Raw genomic sequence first — 19,883 nt, 5'->3', positions numbered from 1 at the left:
CTGAATGCCGTGCGAAACAGGGAATCTGCGACACATAGTATCCGTCTGGCACCACCACTGCCAATGGCCCGGTCCATTGATGCAAACAGGGGCCAAAACAGGCAGCAGATGGAAGGGGGGTACCAGCGAAAACCCGGTCGTGGTGCGGAGTTCAATAAACTCAGTAACCGGTCGCGCCAGGATCGGGAAGATAGCTGCCGGGAGGCAGTCGTGACACCTCGGTTTCGATTCGACCATCATCGTACAAGCGAAGCCAGCGGTAACCGGGCGCCAGGGTATCAGTGGCAAAATCCTCGCTATCGGTAGCAAACTGCACACAGGTAGAGGGCGTAGCCATCAGCCGCACTCCACTACGCTCCCCATCGAATGCTTGATGTACATGCCCCCAGAGCACCGCTTTGACCGCTGACTGGCCCGCTAGACGAGCAAAAAAAGTGTCCGCATTGCGCAAACCAATAGGCTGCATCCAGCTACAGCCGATGTCGACCGGATGGTGATGCAGACAGACCAGCAGATGACGATCGCCGGCGGTTGCCAAGGCATCATCAAAGCGCTGCAACTGGCTATCAGCCAGGTATCCGGCAACCGATCCGGACACACTCGAGTCCAGCAGCACGATACGCCAGCTGCCGATATCTACCCAATCCTGGCTCATACCGGAGGCAGCACCCAGACGCTGCATCATGGCGGCGTCATCGTGGTTGCCCGGTATCCAGTGACATGGCGCAGGCAGCTGCAAGCTGGCCTCGATAAAACGCCGATAGGCGAGCTCACTGGCATCTTGGGCTATATCGCCGGTAGCCAGGACCAGATCCATACGGGCAATCTCCGACAGCACGAGATCAACCACAGAGTTCAAACTATCAAGCGTATCAAGGCCCAGCAGATCGTCGCTGTCTGCCGCGAAAAGATGGCTGTCGGTCAACTGAACTATGCAGACATAATCCGTTCCCGCCAATTCCGCTAACGACATGGAAGCACTACTCCTGATTTTCTTCCCAGTTTCAATCATGCAGTCTGCCGCGCAGAGATTCCAGCACTTGGCTACCCCTCAATGCACAAAAGTGAACGACTGCGCACTTTGTCCATGTCGCTGGCAATAACCCAACCACTCGCCGAGAAACTGATTTAACTGATATTTTTCATCGGGTTGCAGCATCTGTTCATTCGGATAAGGATAGACCCCTCGAAAACGACGGCTGTTGTAGGCAGCTACCACTTCGGCCATCCCCGCATCGTGATACAGACGTACCTCCATACTCGGGGGGGTTACCCAATCGTGCTGCCGCTCATGTGACAACAGCAGTGTTGTGGTGTAACGACAGCGTTCCAACACCCGCATATGAAGTGCTTGCTGACTACCGTCCCCGGCATCAAGCGCGATGCGATGATCATCCTGCTCAGCCATCGCTGGCATTAACTTGAGCAATCGCCAGTAATTGGTCTCACACAAAGCCTGTAAGCCAATCAGGTCAACACGGTAGCGGGGTTTGCGCAGGGCGTTCATGGACGAGGCCCCAGGTTGTCACGTACCTGTGCAAGATTCATCTCCAGCCATTGCAAGGCGATAATAGTAGCGGCATTGTCGATCCTGCCGTCCGCAAGCGCCTGCATGGCGTCGGATCGTGACCAGAGACTAACGCGAATATCTTCGCCTTCCTCCTCCAGACCATGAATCCCACCTGCACCGCGGCTGTCGACTCTCGCTAGATAAAGGTGTACCTGCTCATCGCTCCCCCCGGGGGAAGGGAAATAGCGGCAGATAGGGGTCAAATCGAGCAGCGCAAGGCCAGCTTCTTCTTCAGCTTCACGATGCGCTACCTGTTCGGGCGCTTCATCCTTGTCAATAAGGCCAGCAACCAGTTCCAGCATCCAGGGTCGTTCGCTCTTGTCGATAGCGCCCACCCGTACCTGCTCAATCAGTACCAACTGATCCAGCCATGGGTCATAGGGCAGCACACAAACGGCGTCGTGGCGCACAAATAGCTCGCGCCGCAGCGAAGGGCCCCAGCCACCATTAAACAAACGATGGCGCAGGGTCAGCACATCTAGCCGATAAAAGCCCTTGAAACCGGTCTGCCGATCCAGCACTTCGACATCGGCACGGGTAAAGTCGGTCACGTTGCCCCCAAGGGTTGTGGTCAGCGCCTGGCCGACACACAACATGCGTAAACAAAAGAAATCTTGTCGCTGTCGGCCGGGCAAAGACCGCCCTGACCTGCAAACAAGCCTCTAAACTCGCATACCTGCGGGGGTAACGGCAAGCTTTCGCCGCCCGCTTTTAGTTGGGCAGCGAAGGCATCAGACTTTCTGGTAAAGCTGTGAACCGGTTGAGCGGAACTCCTGCGACTTTGCCTGCATGCCCTCTTCAACCGCTAGGTCAACTGCTTCAATGCGCTGCGCCGCCGCGTAGTCGCGTACTTCCTGGGTGATTTTCATGGAGCAGAACTTAGGGCCACACATGGAGCAAAAGTGCGCCACCTTAGCCGAGTCCTTGGGCAGCGTTTCATCATGAAAGGCACGTGCGGTATCGGGATCAAGGCCGAGGTTAAACTGATCGTCCCAGCGGAATTCGAAGCGTGCCTTGCTCAAGGCGTTGTCACGAATCTGCGCCCCCGGATGCCCTTTAGCCAAGTCGGCTGCGTGTGCAGCGATTTTATAGGTAATGATGCCGGTCTTTACGTCATCCCGATTGGGTAGCCCCAAATGCTCTTTGGGCGTGACATAACAGAGCATCGCGCAACCAAACCAGCCGATCATCGCCGCGCCAATACCGGACGTAATATGGTCGTAACCGGGAGCGATGTCGGTGGTCAGCGGCCCCAGCGTATAAAAAGGTGCTTCATCGCAGCACTCCAGTTGCTTGTCCATATTTTCCTTGATGAGCTGCATAGGCACATGCCCTGGACCTTCGATCATGCATTGCACGTCATGCTTCCAGGCGATTTTGGTCAACTCACCAAGGGTTTCCAGCTCACCGAATTGCGCTGCATCGTTGGCGTCGGCGATCGAACCGGGACGCAGGCCATCACCCAGCGAAAAGGACACATCATAGGCCTTCATGATCTCGCAGATATCGTCGAAGTGGGTATAAAGGAAGTTTTCCTGATGATGTGCCAGGCACCATTTGGCCATAATGGAGCCGCCACGCGACACTATTCCGGTCACCCTTTTAGCCGTCATCGGCACATAACGCAGCAGCACTCCAGCATGAATGGTGAAGTAGTCCACGCCTTGCTCGGCTTGCTCAATCAAGGTATCGCGAAAAATTTCCCACGTCAGGTTCTCGGCGATTCCATCTACTTTCTCCAGCGCCTGATAGATGGGGACCGTACCGATGGGCACCGGGGAGTTGCGGATGATCCACTCACGGGTCTCGTGAATATTTTTACCCGTGGACAAATCCATCACCGTATCCGAGCCCCAGCGAATACCCCAGGTCATCTTCTCCACCTCTTCTTCGATGGAGGAGCCTAGTGCCGAGTTGCCGATATTACCGTTGATCTTCACCAGAAAATTACGGCCGATGATCATCGGCTCCAGTTCAGTGTGGTTGATATTGGCAGGAATAATGGCGCGTCCACGCGCCACCTCATCGCGCACAAACTCGGGCGTTATCTCCTTGGGCACGGCGGCACCAAACCCGTGGCCTGGATGCTGATCGGCCAGCAGACCATCGGCACGAGCCTGCGCCAACTTCATATTCTCGCGGATGGCGATGTATTCCATCTCGGGTGTGATAATACCCTTGCGCGCATAGTGCATCTGGCTAACGTTGCGTCCTGCCAGCGCGCGGCGCGGGGTGCGCACATGGGCAAAACGCATGTGATCCAATGCTGGATTGGACAGACGGGCACTGCCGAACTCGGAACTCAGACTTGGTAGCACTTCGGTGTCGCCGCGGGCATCAATCCAGGCGCCGCGCACGTCCGCCAGTCCTGCGCGCAAATCAATCTGTACCCTTGGATCGGTGTAGGGGCCGGAAGTGTCATACACCAGCACCGGCGCGTTTGGCTCAACACCCTTATCAGTCTGGGTATCAGCCAGGCTGATTTCGCGCATCGGTACGCGGATGTCGGGGCGCGAGCCTTGAACGTAAATCTTGCGCGAGTTGGGAAAAGGCTGGGTGGCCGCGCTATCGGAGCCAGAGGTGGCGATAGCGGTATCAGAAGGCTTACTGCTCATGGTTATGCTCCACTGCGTTGATATGTGCAGGGAACCGAAAAGGCGTGCGCGCCCGTCCGCATTAACGGCAGAACGGTAGGCACATATCTCGATTCCTACGCCGGTACTAACCGGTTCAGGTTCAACGGGTATCATCTCAGCTGCCACAATGGCGGCAGCACCCCGTCAAGATTTGTCCACAGTCTAGAAGCTTGTCAGCACGCCTTCAAGCCACACCCTCCAGTATTTTCGGAATCAGCCAAAACTCATCTAACAGGTTAAAAAAAGCGCCAAGTCGGCCAGTTAGTGCAGTAAAAACACTTTGTTCCCAAAGGCTACCAATGCATTGCTTGACCGTGGGGCACCAGCTCTTTAGCCTTGGTTGACAATTCCAACCATGCGAAGGATTCATGCATGCTGCGCCCCTTGTTTGCCGCCTTGTTGCTCGCTGGCGTATCCGGCCATGTTGCCGCCAATACAGACCTCATGACCATCTATCAGGAGGCGCTGCTAAATAGCGCCGATCTGGCCGCCGCACAGGCTGATACCAGGGCCCGTCAGGAGGCCCTGCCACAGGCGCGATCTCAGCTACTACCCAATATCGGTATCGGCGCAGGCGCGTCGCGAGAAGATATTGATATCGATGGCGTCGGCGGCGATAGATATAACACTCACTACTATCAGGCCAGCCTGACGCAGCCCCTGTTTCGCGCCAACCGCTGGTTCGACTATCAGTCCGCGAAGTCCCTGAGTCAGCAGGCAGAACTAGAGTTTTCTGCGACCCAGCAAAATCTCATACTGGAAGTCTCCCAAGCCTACTTCAACGTATTACGTGCGTCCGACAACCTCGCGACTGCCAAGGCTGAAGAGGATGCCTTCGAGCGGCAAATGCAGCAGGCACAGGAGCGCTTTGATGTAGGTCTGTCGGCGCGCACCGACGTACTCGAAGCGCGGGCAGGATACGATACTGCGCGGGCAGCACGACTGACCGCGAAGACCAATCTCGATGTCAGCTATCAGGCACTGACGCGGCTGACCAACCAGGACTACGACAGCCTGTATGGCATCAGCCATGAGCTGCCGGTATTGCCGCCCTCACCTGCAAACCTGCAGCAATGGGTCGAGACCGCATCGACACAGAATCTCAACCTGCTGGCATCACGTTATGCCATTGATAGTGCTGAGGATGGTCTGCGTAGCAGCAAGGCTGGTTATGCACCGGTAGTCGATGCCTTCGTGCGTTACAACGACACCAATGGCGGCGCTGAAATCGCCCGTGCGGGCCAGTCGGCGAATGACACGGCGCTGACCAGCTTTGGCGTAGAACTGACGATGCCGTTATTTACCGGTGGCCTGACCACCTCGCAGGTGCGCGAGTCGACCTACCGCCTGACTCAGGCTGAACAATTGAGCGAGGCCCAGAAACGCCGCGTGGTAGAAAGCACCCGCAACCTTTACCGTACCGTCACCTCCAGCGTTGATGAAATCGACGCCCGACGCCAAGCCATTGTCTCTGCCAAGGCCGCACTGGACGCGACGCAGACAGGATACGAAGTCGGTACCCGCAACGTCGTCGACGTACTGGAGTCCCAGCGTAATCTGTTCCGTACCGTGCGTGACTACAATACCTCGCGTTACAACTACATCATCGACAATTTGAGCCTCAAGCAATCTGCTGGCACCCTAAGCCCGCAGGATCTTGAAGAGCTGTCGAAGTGGCTAATTGCGGACTACGATCCCGACCGCGATTTTATCCCCGAACCAACCGAAGAAGAAATCGAGCGGATGTCCATGGGGCGTCAGACACCTAGTCGGTCAACTGATAACAGCAGCACAGGCTCCACCTTCTGAACCTAAAGCAACACAGTATCCAACAAAAAAGGCGCCGTTATGAGGGCGCCTTTTTTGTTGGATACTTCTAACGCCGCCGTTTAGAGTCGTTGCTCAATCCCCTGCAGCAACAGCTCAAGCGCACCCTGGTTTGCCGCAACCACAGCCAGACCCGCATCGCCCGCCTGCTTTCGCGCTTTAGAGTCCTGCAGCAACGTCAGCAAGGCTTCTGAGATGCCCTGCGAATCATTAACCAATTGCAGCGCACCAGCGCCCTGTAGCAGGTCATTTATTTCGGTGAAATTAAAGCGGTGCGGGCCAGACAATACCGGCAAACCCAGTGCTGCGGGCTCCAGATAATTATGCCCGCCATTGGGCACTAGAGAACCGCCAACAAAGGCGACATCGGCACAGGCATAAAGCATGACCAGCTCCCCCATGGTGTCGCCGAGCAATACCTGATCCGTTGGCGCCGGCGAACCGCCCTGACTACGCCGAACCTGCAACAGGCCTGCGTCCGAAACCTGGCGAGCAACGCTGTCGAAGCGCTCAGGATGGCGCGGCACCAGTATCAAAAGCGCATCTGGCAACGTCTGCAAAAGCACTTGGTGAGCGCGCAGAACCTGTTCGTCTTCCCCTGCATGGGTACTGGCGGCAATCCAGACAGGACGCTCGCCCCAGTTTTTGCGCAGCGCATGTGCCTGAGCCAGCAATGCGGCGGACGGACGAAAATCGAACTTGATGCTACCCGTAACCATCATCGCCGACTTATCTACCCCCAGCGATGAGAAACGCAATGCCTCTGCCTGGCTCTGGACGGCAACCCAGTCGAGCGCGGCAAACATCGGTTTTACCAGCCAGCTAACCCGCTGATACCCCCTCGCCGAGCGCTCCGACAGTCGCGCGTTGGCCAACACCAGGGGTACCTGGGCTCGCTCGCACTCGGCAACCAGATTAGGCCACAACTCAGTTTCCATAATAATACCGACGCGTGGCTTCAGTTTGCGCAACAACCGACGCTGCAGCCAGGGCAAGTCATAGGGCAGATAAGCATGCCCCACCTGCCCACCAAAGAGTTTGCGAATCTGCTCTGAACCGGTCGGCGTCATACACGTAATGGTGATAGGCAGATCGGGATGACGCTGCATCAATTCGCGCACCATAGGTGCCGCCGCAATACTCTCCCCCACCGAAACGGCATGCACCCATATACCGCCCTGGCGCACATCACCGCCTAAAGCAAACCGCTCGGACCAGCGTCTGGCGTACGCTGGCGCCCGCCAAGCCCGATAAATCAGACGCAGCAGTATCAGCGGGATGCAAAGGGTAAAAAAGATACTGTAAAGGGTACGGGTCATGGCTTCTTCCTGTGATCAAGCGCGACATAGAGTAGCAGATGTGACCCGCGGGCCCGGCAGTGTCTATACTAGTGCTTTGCCGCGCCGGGCCGAATCCGCCAAACATTTATTGTCAGGCGCTTTTGTCGGCCCGCCAGCCTTCTTGACTAAAGCACCGGGAGCTCATGAGTACAACCCTTGAAACCGATATTTGCATCCTCGGCGGCGGTATCGCCGGGCTATGGCTAAACGCGCGTCTACGCCAACTAGGCTACAGCACACTGCTGGTTGAACGGGGCGCGTTGGGCGGTGGCCAGAGCGTTAAATCCCAGGGCATCATCCATGGCGGCACCAAGTACGCTCTGAATGGAAAACTCAGCAGCGCAGCCGAAGCAATCGCCGGCATGCCTGAGCGCTGGCGAGCGAGCCTGCAGGGAACCGGCGAGCTGGATCTGCAGGGCGTACGCGTGCTCTCCGAGCACCATTATCTCTGGTCGCCGGGCAGCCTCATCAGCAACCTTGCCGGTTTTTTCGCCAGCAAGGCGCTGCGTGGCCGCGTCGAGCAGGTCAAGGGCAAGCAACTGCCCAAGGTATTTTCCAACGCAGCCTTCAAAGGCAAGGTTTACCAGTTGGCTGAGCTGGTCATTGACGTGCCGACCGCCATTCAGCGTCTTGCCGATCTAGCGGGTGACAGTCTGATAGCCGATAGCGCGCCGCATCTGCAGCGTGCCAGCGACGGCAGTATCGAAGGCGTGCGTCTGCAGCATCAGACAATCAAAGCTCAACGCTATGTGCTCAGTGCCGGAGAAGGGACTGAAGGCCTGCTAAACGACTGGCAACACCCAGAACCTGTGATGCAACGCAGACCGTTGCAAATGGTGCTGGTAAAAGGTCCAGACCTACCACCGCTGTATGCGCACTGCCTGGGCAGCAGCCCAAAGCCACGCATGACCGTCACTACGCACCCGTGTGCAGACGGGCAATGGTGTTGGTACCTTGGTGGCGAGCTGGCCGAACAAGGCGCTGGCCAGACGCCAGATGACCTGATCAACAAGGCCAAGCGCGAGCTGCGTGAGCTATTGCCTTGGGTATCGCTGGAAGGCACTCGCTGGACCACACTGCCGGTCAATCGCGCAGAGCCAGCGCAAAGCGGGCTGGTGCGCCCGGACACGGCCTTCGTGCAGCCCGTGGCAAATGCACTGGTCAGCTGGCCGACGAAGCTTGCCTTGGCGCCGAACCTTGCAGATCAGGTCATCGCACAGCTTGCAGCGCAACAGATCAAGCCTGAAAAGCCCGCAGCGGTCACTAGCGAGCTACCCAAACCAAAAGTATCGGCACCGGTGTGGGATATCTGCTTCCCATGAGTCTGCACAAGCATTACCGCACCCTGGGCAGTACCGGGATGAGTCTCTCACCGCTAGGGTTAGGCACCGTCAAGTTTGGCCGGAATCAGGGGGTGAAATATCCTAGTCATTTCGATCTACCCTCTGATCAGCAAATACGCAACCTGCTGGCACAAGCACAGGACTTGGGCATCAACTTGCTGGATACCGCGCCAGCCTACGGCATCAGCGAGGAGCGCCTCGGTCCGCTGCTGGCGGGTCAGCGAGCGGACTGGCTGATCTGCACTAAAGTGGGCGAAGAGTTCAGCAACGGCGAGTCCAGCTTTGACTTCAGCGCGCAGCATACCAAGCGCTCTGTTGAGCGCTCTCTGCAGCGGCTAGGTACGGACTATCTTGACCTGGTTCTGGTGCACTCCGATGGCAATGACCTGCAAGTTCTGGATGGTGAAGTCTATCCCACGCTGCAGCAGCTCAAACAACAAGGTCTCATCCGTGCGTTTGGTCTGTCCGGCAAGACCATTGAGGGCGGTATCCGGGCACTGGAGTTGGGTGATTGCGCCATGGTCACCTACAACCTGAATGAGCAAGCAGAGCGCCCGGTACTGGACTTTGCCCTGTCACACAACAAGGGCATTCTGATCAAAAAGGCGCTAGCTAGCGGCCATCTCTGCGTTGCGGGTGAAGATCCCGTGCGCAAGGGCCTGGAGTTAGTACTCGGCCATGATGCAGTTACCAGCGCCATCATCGGCACCATCACCCCGGCGCATCTGTCACAGAATGTGCAGGCTGCACTGGCTGTACTTGGCTCACAGGAGTAACGCATGACCTTAATCGTTGCCCGCAAGAACCCGGTGATATTCAAAACCCAGGCTATTCACATACAGGCCAGCAAAGAAGTGCTGCGTTACGCGCCTACCGGGAATCCCCTGAGCTTTTTTGAGATGCAGGAACGCAGGCAACCAATAACCGTGCAGAACCCAGAGCACTTTGAGCTGACAGTGGCCAACCTGGGGGTTTCTGTCGATATTCAGATGGAATGGCAAGGGCGGCAATTTCAGCTATTAGTGCGACAAGACCGGCCTGACCGCGGCGATAACGTACTCAAACTACTGTCAGGCTACGTGCCCGCGCATGAGTTACGCGTGCCTCTACTGACGGCCATGACCGAAATAGCTGAAGAGTTGTTGGTAGAAACCGAGTCGGGTTGGCTACAAGGCCGCTATCAGGATACCTGGCTGCCCACGCCTTACGCCGACAGCCTGGCGTTGGACGAGGAGCAGGTATTTCGCCTCAGTTCACTCGGTGGTTCCAGTCGTCCCGTACTGTGCCGTGAGCTCAACCTGTTGGAGCGTCCGCGAGCCTACGTGCACCTCCCCAGCAACTCGCTGCAGCTGGTCTACCAGATGCGCCTGGCACTGCCGCAGTCGGCCAAACGACTGTCGCTGCTGCATACCGATGAGTTTCTTGATGAAGACAGTGGCGAGCTGGTCGCGCAAATGGACTACGAACGCCCAGAGCTGTTTCTGGCCGAACACCGGGACGGCAAGGCAACAGGCAAACTGTTCATTCTGTTACGCGGAAAGTTAATCGAGCAGGACAGTCAAGAAATGCTACTGAGTGAGGCCTTTGCACCTCAGCACGGATGGATAGTGAACGCCCAGAATTGCAGCTGGCAGGAGGGTCTCGGCGAGCGCTGACCCCCTCCCCCAGGCATATTCAGTGCTGATCACGCTCGCGGATTTTTTCCACTATTGCTGTCGTTGAGCAGCTGTCGACAAAGTTAAGCACCTTAACTTCCCCGCCGTATGCCTGAACAATAGGCGCACCCACGACCTGACCCACACTATAGTCGCCGCCCTTCACCAGCACATCCGGCTTGACCTGCTCCAGCAAACGCTCTGGTGTATCTTCCGCAAAACTGATAACCCAGTCGACAGCGCCCAAGCCAGCCAACACCGTCATACGTCGCTCGACGCTATTGATGGGACGCCCCGGACCTTTCAAACGCGTAACGGAGGCATCATCGTTGATCGCGACTATGAGTCTATCGCCCTGACTGCGCGCTTCTTCCAGGTAACCAACGTGACCGGCGTGAATAATATCAAAGCAGCCGTTGGTAAACACGATGCGTTCACCATGGGCACGAGCATCTTCCAGCGCCTGCAGCAGCTGCTCTACACCAACCACACCGCGCTCGCTGCCCTGCTCGCGCTGAACCGCACGACGCAACTCAGGCGCGCTAATAGCCGCCGTACCCAGCTTGCCTATAACGATACCGGCAGCAATGTTTGACAGCCCAACCGCATTTGGCAAGCTCTCACCAGCCGCTAGTGCCGCAGCCAAGGTGGAAATAACGGTATCACCAGCGCCCGTCACATCAAACACTTCAAGCGCACGCGCCGGGAGGTGCAATGCGGGCTCGCCGCTGCGTAATAGCGTCATCCCCTGTTCACTACGAGTCACCAGCAAGGCATCCAGCTGTAGCTCGGCGATCAGCGCCATACCCTTCTCGACCAGTTCCTGCTCGCTACCACAGCGGCCTACAACCGCTTCAAATTCGGCCAGGTTGGGCGTAATCAGGCTGGCACCACGATAGATGGAAAAATCACTGCCTTTAGGATCAGCTAATACCGGCACGCCGCGCTCACGAGCAAGTTTTATCAGCGCCTGATGATTGACCAGGGCACCCTTGCCATAGTCTGACAGCACCAGCACCTTTGCCTTATCCAGCAAGCCTGAAACCGACGCCAGCAACGCATCTGCGTCCGTAGCAAAGCGCTCTTCAAAATCCAGCCGAATAAGCTGTTGATGGCGACTCATGACGCGCAACTTGGTAATGGTTGGCTGACCTTCACACTGCTGAAAATCGCAGTAAACGCCTGCGGCGTTCAACCGCTGCTGCAGGCTCTCGGCAGCTTCATCCTTGCCGGTTACACCGACTAGCCAGGCAGGAGCGCCAAGCGCTGAGATATTCAAGGCAACGTTGCCCGCGCCACCGGGGCGATCTTCTATCTGCTCGACCTTAACCACCGGCACCGGCGCTTCAGGTGAGATCCGGTGGGTAGGCCCATGCCAATAACGATCCAACATCACATCCCCGACCACGAGTACCGGGGCGGAGTCGAAGCGGGGCATGGTCAATTTCATCTTGTCTGATACCTGTTTCTGGTCCGACAGCGCGCCGGAAGGTTGCATATTAGCCGTGGCTTTCTTCTTCAAACTGCATACTGTGCAAGCGGGCATAGTACCCATTCTGAGCCATCAACTCGGCATGCGAGCCGCGCTCAACAATCTTGCCCTGATCCATCACCAGAATAATATCGGCTTTCTCGATGGTCGATAGGCGGTGAGCGATCACCAGCGTCGTACGCCCCTGCATCACACGATCCAGCGCGGCCTGAATGTGCCGCTCTGACTCGGTATCCAGCGCCGAGGTAGCCTCATCAAGGATCAATACCGGCGCATCCTTCAGCAGCGCTCGTGCAATGGCCAGACGCTGGCGTTGCCCGCCCGATAACAACACGCCGTTCTCACCTACCAGGGTATCGAACCCTTGCGGTAACTGATCGATAAACTCCTTGGCGTAAGCTGCTTCGGCCGCCGCTTTGACGGCCTCCATCGGCGCACCAGCCAGATCACCATAGGCAATATTGCTGGTGATAGTGTCGTTAAATAACGTCACATGTTGGCTGACCAATGCCATATGGTGTCGCAGGTTACGCAGGCGATACTGTTCAATAGGCACGCCGTCGAGCAGTATTTCGCCCTGGTCGTGATGATAGAAACGCGGAATCAGATTGGCCAGCGTCGACTTACCACTGCCGGACCGACCAACCAGCGCCACCATCTGCCCTGGCGCAATGGAAAAATTAATATCCTCAAGAACCTGCTTCTCAGTATCCGGATACCTGAAACTCAACCCCTTGATATCAAGTTGGCCGCTGACTCGATCGCGCTCCAGCGTGCCCTGATCAAGCTCTGGTTCTTCATCAAGCTGCTCAAAAACACTCTCAGCTGCAGCAATACCCTTTTGAATATTGGCGCTCACCTCGGACAGCTGCCGAATCGGCTTGGGTAGCAGGCCCGCTGCGGTGATATAGGAAACGAGGTCGCCCACCGAGGCATCGCCGCGCAAAAACAGCACCAGAAACATCACCACAGCCATGGCTGAATAGGTTACCAACTGCAGGGTGGGTGTATAAACAGCGCCCGTGCGGGTCATCTTCAGCCCGCGCTGACGATTGTTCTCGCTGGCCTTGTTAAAACGCTCGGTTTCATACTGTTCGCCACCAAAGCTGCGCACGACGCGGTAGCCCTGAATAGTCTCTGATGTCACATGGGTTACATCACCCATCGCCGTCTGAATTTTTCTGCTTTGGCTACGGAATTTCTTGCTGGTACTGTTCACCATAACGGCAATCACCGGCAGGATGGCAATCAGCACCAGCGTCAACCGCCAGTTCATCCAGAGCAGGTAGCCGAACAGGAAAATGACGGTCATACCTTCGCGAAAAATCACTTTGATCGCGTCAGTCGCGGCGCCGGTCACCATGGTCACATTAAAGGTGACACGAGAGACCAAGTGCCCTGAGCTGTGGTTATCAAAGTACCGGTTGGGCAATGTCAGAAAGTTATTGAACAGCGCAGTACGCAGATCATGCACCACACCGAGCGATACCTTGGCGATATAGTAATTACCTAAAAAGGAGCCAATACCTTGGTAGGTAGCCACCGCAATAATAAATAGCGGAAACCCCCAAATCATTGGCACACCGAAAAACAGGGCGTCACCACCACTATTGAGGCCGTCAACAAAATACTTAAGCACCCAGGCCATCGCAGGCTGACTGGAGGCAAAAATCACAAAACCAAAGATGCTGATGGCAAAAGGTACCCAATAGGGTTTCACGTAACCGAGCAGCCGCAGGTAAATGCGTATGCTGGAGCGCATGAATGATTCTTTCTGAGCGTTCGACATGAAATTTTCACGGGTGAAGGATCAAGCGGCGAGTCTATCACAGCTCAAAGGCGACACAGCACCCGAAGGCAATCTGCGATAAACTGGCGTTTTTAATCAGGAAAAAGTATGCGGCCACTCAGCAGGGACCAATTTGAAGCGATGCGGCTGGGTGCCACCGTACTGGAACAAGATGCCCATGGTGTCAAGGTTCTGCGGCTGGCCGATGGTAGCTTTCTGAAGCTATTCAGACGGAAAAGCTGGTTTTCCAAAACGGTGTTCTTTACGCCCGCTCAGCGGTTTGCGCAAAATGCCACCGCACTCAGTGAACGAAACATACCCTGCCCGCAAGTCATCGACTTGTTTCAGATGCGCAGCCCGTATCGCTCGGTTGTCCACTACGCCCCTTTACCAGGTGACACCCTGCGACACCTGTTAGGCAACAGCGAGGAGGCGCGTGCGATCGAGCTGCTTAGAGAGCTTGCCACCTTCATCAATACGCTGCACGACAAGGGAGTGTATTTCCGCTCTTTGCACCTGGGCAACATCATCTTGACGCCGCAAGGCGAACTTGGCCTGATTGATATCTCCGACATGCGCTGCCTCAACCGCCCATTATCAAAAAGGCTCCGCGCAAGAAACTATCATCACCTGCTGCGTTATGAGCAAGATTGGAAAAACGTCAGTTTTGAGATGAAGCAGCTATTTTCTGCGCATTAACGCACGTCAAGTTGAGCTCTAAAGCGAAGCCAGGTTGCAAAATAGCCAGCAAATACTTACTCCAATCAGGCTGCTCAATTGCACAGTAGCGCCTGACGTTTTTCGCAGTCCAGCGTCAAGAGTGCAGGCCGGGGCGCAGGGCGAGCGCGACAATATCGCTGAGCAAAGCAATACCAACTGCCGGTATGTGCTCCCGAGTGGAATAGGCCCCAGCGAAAACGATCGTGCTTGTCACGAAACTCGCTTACCAGTATCCAGAGACAGGCAGCACCTGGTTTGTCACAGGTCGACCCACCATATTGATCAGCCAGCGCTCACAGTAAACCTCGCCCTCACGCCAACCGTGGCTAGGAAGAACCGTTTTCCAAGCTGAACGACCTGTTTTTAATAGTTCGACTTTAAAACAACATGCTACTTAAGTGTCTCTGGCGGTGCGGATATTTCTTTTTTTAAAATCAAATGCCTAAGCCGCTTGAGAAGCTGCTTATCCCACTGTCGCAGCGGCACCTGCCTGAGCAGCTTCCAGCCATATGATTTATCGTAGATAACAGCCATGCGCAACGCCTTGGTGACAAGTCGCGCTTTAGCAGATTCGTACTGGGGGTGCTCGGCGTAAGGCGCTATTACGTCCAAGCCGTAACGGTACTCCGCTTTATAATTTTTTGACAAACTGCCTTCGTGCTTGCGGTACAGCGTCACAGTGTCCGGCAAAATATCGACAAAGAATCCGGCCTTGGCGACTTTCAGGGTCATTTGAAAGTCTTGAATCTTGATTGCTGCATCATAACGTCCTGCCATGTCAACTGCATCTCGCCGGTAGACTGCGATGTTGCCGCCTACCACTAAGGCAGCCGAAAGAGCCTGTGAAAAGTCATAGCGACGCACAGATCGCTTCTTGTCCTTTTTAGGGAGTAGCTCACCCTGCTCATCGATACGCACCGCGACACCACCCAGGCACCCGACTTCCGGGTGCTCACGTAGATAGGCCATCTGCACTGAGAGGCGATGTGGCGGCATGATGTCGTCTGCATCGAATGTCGCTATGAAATCTCCTCTCGCCTGGGCCAGCCCCGTATTCAGGGCCGCACTAACACCTGCATTTTCCTGGCGTATAAACTCCACACGCTGTGCAAGCCCATCTTGGTTAGCGGCCAGTGTGCGCTCGATAACCTGAACGCTGTTATCGGTAGAGCCGTCATCCACCACGATCAATTCAAAATTCGGGTAGTCCTGCGACAGCACGCTGCGCAATGTTTCATCAACATACCCCGCATAGTTGTAGCAAGGCACAATGACAGAGACTAACGGATATTCGCTTAAAGACTTGGTTATCATTCGGTGTGCTTACTCCAGCAGGGACGCCTTGCCAGTGTTAATTTTCCAAACCGGAAAATACAGATAGGGTAGCTCGATATCGCCCAACTGACTGCTGGCTAGACGCCGGGACTTCATGACCGCCTAGGTTATCAGCATGGATATATCCAGAGGCTGGCTTTATGTCACAAAGCTTATATGAGTTGACCAGCGAAAAATCGACACCCAAGCGCTCTAACACCAGGACGCAATACTCTAAATAGGAAATCTTAATAAAGGTAAGCGTCCGGCGATCACACCTTGATAGCAGGCTTCCAATTGTGCGGCAGTAGCTCGTCGATGGCGTTGTTCTTCTGCGTTGGCAGTCGGGTCAGCACATCTTTCAGGTAGGCATAGGGATCATGGTCATTGAGCTTGGCTGACTGGATCAAGCTCATGATGGCAGCAGCACGTTGACCACTGCGCAGCGATCCAGCGAACAGCCAGTTGGCGCGACCTAACGCCCAGGGACGGATCTGGTTTTCCACCCGGTTGTTGTCGATTGGAACGCTGCCGTCATCGAGGTAGCGCGTCAGCGCTTCCCAACGTTCCAGGCTGTAATCCAATGCTCTGGCGGTGCCGGAGCCATCCGGCACTTTGGTTCGATGTGCGATCATCCAGTGATGCAAGGCATCAGATAGGGGGCGGCTTTTGGCCTCCCGGATGGCCTGACGTTTGTCTGGTGGTAAATCCTTGGCTTGTCGCTCTACCTCGTAGAGTTTGCCGATGTACTCTAGAGCCTGAGCAGCCAGGGTGCTCTGGTTGGCCTTGTGCAGGTCATAGAACTTACGGCGGGCATGCGCCATGCAGCCGATTTCTACGATACCCTTGCCGAACCCGGCTTTGTAGCCAGAGTAATCATCACAGACCAGCTTGCCTTGCCAGTCAGCCAGGAAGGCCCGAGCGTGTTCGCCGGCGCGGCTCGGAGCGAAGTCATAAACGGTGGCTTTCAATTCCGAGAACGGTGTGGAGCAGTAGGCCCAGACGTAGGCCTTATGCGTCTTCTTCTTGCCTGGGGCCAACATGCTGACCGGGGTTTCATCGGCATGCAGCACCGGATGTGTCAGCAACTCACGGCGTAGCGCATCCACTAGCGGTTGCAGCTGGACGCCGCAGGCACCTACCCATTCAGCCAGGGTGGAACGCGGGATTTCGAGACCGGCACGACCGAAGATACGTTCCTGGCGGTAAAGCGGCAGATGATCGGCGTACTTGGCGACCAGTACCTGAGCCAGCAGGCCTGTCGTGGGGATGCCCTTGTCGATGATCTGCGCCGGAACAGGCGCCTGGATCAAGGTCTCGCAGTGATCGCAGGCCCACTTGCCACGGATATGGCGCTCTACGGTGAACTCGCCGGGTACGTAATCCAGTTTTTCACTGACGTCTTCGTCGATGCGCTTGAGCTGGCAGCCACAGCGGCACTGCGTATTATCCGGCTCATGGTGGATCAGGGTGCGTGGCAACTCACGCGGCAACGGGCTTCTTTTGGGTTTTTGCTTGGGCTTGGCTGTTTGCTCGGTAGCAGACATGGCCTGCTCCAACTCAGCCTCAATGGCGGCCAGATCACTATCGACCAGCTCGTCAAGCAGCAAGCCCTGCGCCGTATTGAGCTGTTCGCTACGCCGGGCAAACTTGTGACGCTTGAGGATGGCCAGTTCTTGGGTCAGCTTGTCGTTCAGGGCATTGCTGTGCACCAGCGCCCGGTCTTTAACTTCCAGCGAGGCCATCAGCTCAGCGGCCAGGACGCGGAGCTGGGTGGCGGAGAGCTGGTTGATGTCGGGCTGCTGAGTCATAGCGTTAGTATGCCAACGCCGTGCCCAGTTGTGGATCCGCCCTTCGGGTTATGGCCCGCAGCCGCAGAATATGATTACAGCACCGAGATGACTCCGGCCTCGCCCAGACGCTGCCAGGGCAGCCCCTGCGCGAGTGCGATCAATTGCTCGTCCGAGAGATTAACGCTGTCCCCTCGCCAGACTTCAGCCCAGTGGAACTTGCCTCGATTGAGCCGCCTGGAGCATAACCAGATGCCTAGGCCGTCGTGCACCAGGACCTTCATCCGGTTGCCCCGTTTGTTGGCAAACAAATACGCACAGTGGGGTCTGGCAGAACCGAAGACCTGAATGACACGAGCTAGTGCCTTATCAGCGCCAGCGCGCATATCCAGCGGCTCGGTCGCCAGCCAGATCTGGTCGATTCGGATCATCGCAGCAGGTCGCGCAACAAGGCGGCGCATTGATTAGCCTGGTCGGCAGGCCACTCCACGACGACAGCGCCACCGGCGTGGGGTATCTCGATACGGATACTTCTGGGCAGGTCACTGCTTGCAGTAGTCGGCCGGGCTGGCAGTTCAATCGGAACGAAGGCTGGCACTGTAGTGAGCGCAGTATCTGTTCGTCGCGATTCATTGATCCAGCGCCGCACCAGATTGGCGTTTAGGCCGTTATCCAGCGCAATGCGTGAGACGGAGGCACCTGGTTCGTGGCAGGTGGCGATAATGCGGGCTTTGAATTCTGGGGAGTGGCGACGGCGTTTCTGATAGGGCTTGGGTACGCTTAGGGTATTCATGATAAGTGTCCACTAGAAAATAAGTGGACACTATCCTGACGTCAGCGGCGACGAGCTCAAGACGGGATGGCCGGACGCTTACTAATAAAGGTTACGTTGTATGGCAGGTTTTGCAGGATAAAACCATCCAGAACGGCCCGTAGCCAACGTTAGGTATGACGAAGCGAATACTGGTTGCTCCAGCGCTTTTGGTAGTCGCCATATGCTTAAACACTCTATTTATAGGCGGCCATCATGGGCAGCGCCCAGAACTGCTGTTGCGCAGACACATCAGAAAACAGCGCGGCAAGACGCTCGCGGGTTTGCTCAACCAAGCGACTGGCCTGATCATCACTGGCGCTGTAGCACTGCAGCAAAACCTGTGAAAGCGCAGCCTCGTCACCCAGAGGAAAAAAATGACCAGTACTACCAACCACCTCAGGGCCGCCCCCACAATCACTGCAAATCAGCTTGTTACCTGCCGCCATCGCTTCCAGCAAAACCATGCCAAAGGGCTCATGGTCAGAGGTTAGCGCAAACACATCGAATGCCTTGAAGTAACGACGAGCATGCGGCACTTGGCCTTTAAACAGCACTCGATCAGCGATGCCCAATGTCTCTGACAAGCTCTTAAGCTTTGCTTCCAGCCGACCGGTACCCAGGATCACTAGCAGCGCCTCAGCAGGCAGGTCTGGCAGCGCTCTTGCGAAGCCTTTGAGTAGCGTAGCCTGATCCTTGTCGGGATGCAGCCTTCCAACATTGCCGACGACCCAGGCATCTTCTGCCAGATTCAAAGCTGCGCGCGCCTCGCTGCGCTCGATTTGATCGCTGCAGACAGCAGCAACATTGATCCGGTTATGCAGCGTCTGAATACGCTCGACAGGCCAACCAGGCAGGCAACGGCGGATATCTTCACGCACCGCATCAGAAACAGCCAATAAATGCAGACGCTTATGGAACGCGCGCGCAAAAAGTCGTCGACTAGGGCGCTGAAAGTCACCAAAGGCATGGTACACACCGATAACCGCCAAGTCAGTTGCCAAGCGCGCGATGTAGGTAGGCTTGGAGCGGTGGGCAATGCAGAAACTAAAATTGTGATTAAGGGCGATCTGACGAAGCTCGCGAATGGCCTTCAGTTTCAAGCGACGAATGTCTGCAGACCCATACCCCATGAATATCACTTCAGCGCTGTGGCATTGCTCTGCCACCTGCGGATCTGCCTTGCCGGTCAGAAAGACCGTGGTAACCTGATAGTCGGTTCCGTCAAAAAGCGCAGCATATTGGCGGGCGCAATCGAGAAAAGGTCCGTCATACCCATGACAGACCTGGAGCACGTGCCGGGCCTTGCCAACCACACTCATTTTTTAAGCACCAAAATATCTTCCATAATAAAAACTGCGGACCCGATTCGTGAAACCTATCCAGCGCGTCAGTCGGCGAGCACGCCATAGGCTCGCAAAGACGATTAAACGCCCTGCTCAACACTAGACCGATGCCCGTCATGACTTCCAGCCTATCAATCAGATCATATCCACGGGCCGCACTCGCCCTGAAGCACCCGCCCTAGCAAAGCGCTGCACAACACACTATCGGAACCTGAGACTAATCGACCTAGCCGGCAACATTCTCGTGTTC

17 protein-coding genes and 1 riboswitch are annotated in these 19,883 nt (G+C 56.1%); of the genes, 5 read left to right on the top strand and 12 right to left on the bottom strand.

The genetic code is table 11. The features are described 5' to 3' along the window. Positions 1-160 precede the first annotated feature (160 nt). The 4 genes from cpdA to thiC form a co-directional block, all read right to left on the bottom strand. Entirely contained in the window at positions 161-973 is an 813-nt protein-coding gene (cpdA, locus tag EF096_RS00385; protein ID WP_123887626.1) for a 3',5'-cyclic-AMP phosphodiesterase, read from the bottom strand. Positions 974-1,051: 78 nt separating this feature from the next. Further along, a complete protein-coding gene (locus EF096_RS00380) occupies positions 1,052-1,507 on the bottom strand; it encodes a DUF1249 domain-containing protein (protein ID WP_123887625.1) in 456 nt (151 codons plus the stop codon). Next, on the bottom strand, positions 1,504-2,121 hold the full coding sequence (locus EF096_RS00375; RefSeq protein ID WP_372237833.1) for an NUDIX domain-containing protein: 618 nt from the start codon (positions 2,119-2,121) through the stop codon (positions 1,504-1,506). The genes EF096_RS00380 and EF096_RS00375 overlap by 4 nt, the downstream gene beginning before the upstream one ends. Before the next feature lie 180 nt (positions 2,122-2,301). Continuing rightward, positions 2,302-4,185 carry a phosphomethylpyrimidine synthase ThiC gene (gene thiC, locus EF096_RS00370; protein ID WP_123887623.1) on the bottom strand — a complete coding sequence of 628 codons (1,884 nt, stop codon included), beginning with the start codon at positions 4,183-4,185 and terminating at the stop codon, positions 2,302-2,304. A 75-nt stretch (positions 4,186-4,260) separates the two neighbouring features. Beyond that, positions 4,261-4,360: riboswitch (TPP riboswitch) on the bottom strand. Positions 4,361-4,578: 218 nt separating this feature from the next. On the opposite strand from thiC, the gene EF096_RS00365 reads away from it, so the two are divergent. Continuing rightward, positions 4,579-6,015, top strand: coding sequence for a TolC family outer membrane protein (locus tag EF096_RS00365; RefSeq protein ID WP_123887622.1), 1,437 nt, complete (start codon positions 4,579-4,581; stop codon positions 6,013-6,015). An 80-nt stretch (positions 6,016-6,095) separates the two neighbouring features. Here EF096_RS00365 and waaA read toward each other — a convergent pair whose 3' ends face one another. Beyond that, positions 6,096-7,352, bottom strand: coding sequence for a lipid IV(A) 3-deoxy-D-manno-octulosonic acid transferase (waaA, locus tag EF096_RS00360; protein WP_123887621.1), 1,257 nt, complete (start codon positions 7,350-7,352; stop codon positions 6,096-6,098). Between the two features lie 164 nt (positions 7,353-7,516). On the opposite strand from waaA, the gene EF096_RS00355 reads away from it, so the two are divergent. Genes EF096_RS00355 through EF096_RS00345 form a run of 3 tightly spaced genes read left to right on the top strand, consistent with a single transcriptional unit; the run spans position 7,517 to position 10,371 of the window. Next, the gene (locus EF096_RS00355) at positions 7,517-8,695 is read left to right on the top strand and encodes an NAD(P)/FAD-dependent oxidoreductase (protein ID WP_123887620.1); all 1,179 of its coding nucleotides are present in this window, start codon (positions 7,517-7,519) and stop codon (positions 8,693-8,695) included. Further along, positions 8,692-9,492: an aldo/keto reductase gene (locus EF096_RS00350; RefSeq protein ID WP_123887619.1), complete on the top strand. Its 801-nt coding sequence runs from the start codon at positions 8,692-8,694 to the stop codon at positions 9,490-9,492. The genes EF096_RS00355 and EF096_RS00350 overlap by 4 nt, the downstream gene beginning before the upstream one ends. Positions 9,493-9,495: 3 nt before the next feature. Beyond that, positions 9,496-10,371 carry a metal ABC transporter ATPase gene (locus EF096_RS00345; RefSeq protein ID WP_123887618.1) on the top strand — a complete coding sequence of 292 codons (876 nt, stop codon included), beginning with the start codon at positions 9,496-9,498 and terminating at the stop codon, positions 10,369-10,371. A 19-nt stretch (positions 10,372-10,390) separates the two neighbouring features. Here EF096_RS00345 and hldE read toward each other — a convergent pair whose 3' ends face one another. Beyond that, positions 10,391-11,821, bottom strand: a complete 1,431-nt coding sequence (gene hldE, locus EF096_RS00340) for a bifunctional D-glycero-beta-D-manno-heptose-7-phosphate kinase/D-glycero-beta-D-manno-heptose 1-phosphate adenylyltransferase HldE (protein WP_123887617.1) — start codon at positions 11,819-11,821, stop codon at positions 10,391-10,393. 49 nt (positions 11,822-11,870) lie between these two features. Continuing rightward, positions 11,871-13,652: a lipid A export permease/ATP-binding protein MsbA gene (gene msbA / locus EF096_RS00335; RefSeq protein WP_123887616.1), complete on the bottom strand. Its 1,782-nt coding sequence runs from the start codon at positions 13,650-13,652 to the stop codon at positions 11,871-11,873. A gap of 108 nt (positions 13,653-13,760) precedes the next feature. Here msbA and EF096_RS00330 point away from each other — a divergent pair, with 108 nt between their 5' ends. Next, positions 13,761-14,351, top strand: a complete 591-nt coding sequence (locus tag EF096_RS00330; protein WP_123887615.1) for a lipopolysaccharide kinase InaA family protein — start codon at positions 13,761-13,763, stop codon at positions 14,349-14,351. Positions 14,352-14,762: 411 nt separating this feature from the next. On the opposite strand, the gene EF096_RS00325 is transcribed toward EF096_RS00330, so the two are convergent. The 5 genes from EF096_RS00325 to EF096_RS00305 form a co-directional block, all read right to left on the bottom strand. Continuing rightward, positions 14,763-15,686, bottom strand: coding sequence for a glycosyltransferase family 2 protein (locus tag EF096_RS00325; protein WP_123887614.1), 924 nt, complete (start codon positions 15,684-15,686; stop codon positions 14,763-14,765). 272 nt (positions 15,687-15,958) lie between these two features. Further along, positions 15,959-17,497 (bottom strand): IS66 family transposase, encoded by a 1,539-nt coding sequence (gene tnpC / locus EF096_RS00320; protein ID WP_123887613.1) that lies wholly within the window; start codon positions 17,495-17,497, stop codon positions 15,959-15,961. A gap of 74 nt (positions 17,498-17,571) precedes the next feature. Continuing rightward, on the bottom strand, positions 17,572-17,937 hold the full coding sequence (gene tnpB, locus EF096_RS00315) for an IS66 family insertion sequence element accessory protein TnpB (protein WP_123887612.1): 366 nt from the start codon (positions 17,935-17,937) through the stop codon (positions 17,572-17,574). Next, complete coding sequence (tnpA, locus tag EF096_RS00310; RefSeq protein WP_123887611.1) at positions 17,904-18,269, bottom strand: IS66-like element accessory protein TnpA; 366 nt, start codon at positions 18,267-18,269, stop codon at positions 17,904-17,906. The genes tnpB and tnpA overlap by 34 nt, the downstream gene beginning before the upstream one ends. A gap of 215 nt (positions 18,270-18,484) precedes the next feature. Beyond that, a complete protein-coding gene (locus tag EF096_RS00305) occupies positions 18,485-19,609 on the bottom strand; it encodes a glycosyltransferase (RefSeq protein ID WP_123887610.1) in 1,125 nt (374 codons plus the stop codon). Between the last annotated feature and the right edge of the window lie 274 nt (positions 19,610-19,883).

This window comes from Pseudomonas neustonica (assembly GCF_003797945.1).
Classification (GTDB): domain Bacteria; phylum Pseudomonadota; class Gammaproteobacteria; order Pseudomonadales; family Pseudomonadaceae; genus Halopseudomonas; species Halopseudomonas neustonica.
The sequence above is the reverse complement of the archived record's forward strand: the minus strand, read 5'-3'. Positions and strand labels throughout refer to the sequence as shown.

What these genes read in the sequence shown, in the direction of transcription:
- msbA (WP_123887616.1), bottom strand. Translation starts at nt 13,652, where the DNA reads ATGTCGAACGCTCAGAAAGAATCATTCATGCGCTCCAGCATACGCATT.
- waaA (WP_123887621.1), bottom strand. Translation starts at nt 7,352, where the DNA reads ATGACCCGTACCCTTTACAGTATCTTTTTTACCCTTTGCATCCCGCTG.
- tnpA (WP_123887611.1), bottom strand. Translation starts at nt 18,269, where the DNA reads ATGAATACCCTAAGCGTACCCAAGCCCTATCAGAAACGCCGTCGCCAC.
- EF096_RS00345 (WP_123887618.1), top strand. Translation starts at nt 9,496, where the DNA reads ATGACCTTAATCGTTGCCCGCAAGAACCCGGTGATATTCAAAACCCAG.
- EF096_RS00380 (WP_123887625.1), bottom strand. Translation starts at nt 1,507, where the DNA reads ATGAACGCCCTGCGCAAACCCCGCTACCGTGTTGACCTGATTGGCTTA.
- tnpB (WP_123887612.1), bottom strand. Translation starts at nt 17,937, where the DNA reads ATGCGCCGCCTTGTTGCGCGACCTGCTGCGATGATCCGAATCGACCAG.
- EF096_RS00330 (WP_123887615.1), top strand. Translation starts at nt 13,761, where the DNA reads ATGCGGCCACTCAGCAGGGACCAATTTGAAGCGATGCGGCTGGGTGCC.
- cpdA (WP_123887626.1), bottom strand. Translation starts at nt 973, where the DNA reads ATGTCGTTAGCGGAATTGGCGGGAACGGATTATGTCTGCATAGTTCAG.
- EF096_RS00305 (WP_123887610.1), bottom strand. Translation starts at nt 19,609, where the DNA reads ATGAGTGTGGTTGGCAAGGCCCGGCACGTGCTCCAGGTCTGTCATGGG.
- EF096_RS00365 (WP_123887622.1), top strand. Translation starts at nt 4,579, where the DNA reads ATGCTGCGCCCCTTGTTTGCCGCCTTGTTGCTCGCTGGCGTATCCGGC.
- thiC (WP_123887623.1), bottom strand. Translation starts at nt 4,185, where the DNA reads ATGAGCAGTAAGCCTTCTGATACCGCTATCGCCACCTCTGGCTCCGAT.
- EF096_RS00350 (WP_123887619.1), top strand. Translation starts at nt 8,692, where the DNA reads ATGAGTCTGCACAAGCATTACCGCACCCTGGGCAGTACCGGGATGAGT.
- EF096_RS00325 (WP_123887614.1), bottom strand. Translation starts at nt 15,686, where the DNA reads ATGATAACCAAGTCTTTAAGCGAATATCCGTTAGTCTCTGTCATTGTG.
- EF096_RS00355 (WP_123887620.1), top strand. Translation starts at nt 7,517, where the DNA reads ATGAGTACAACCCTTGAAACCGATATTTGCATCCTCGGCGGCGGTATC.
- hldE (WP_123887617.1), bottom strand. Translation starts at nt 11,821, where the DNA reads ATGAAATTGACCATGCCCCGCTTCGACTCCGCCCCGGTACTCGTGGTC.
- tnpC (WP_123887613.1), bottom strand. Translation starts at nt 17,497, where the DNA reads ATGACTCAGCAGCCCGACATCAACCAGCTCTCCGCCACCCAGCTCCGC.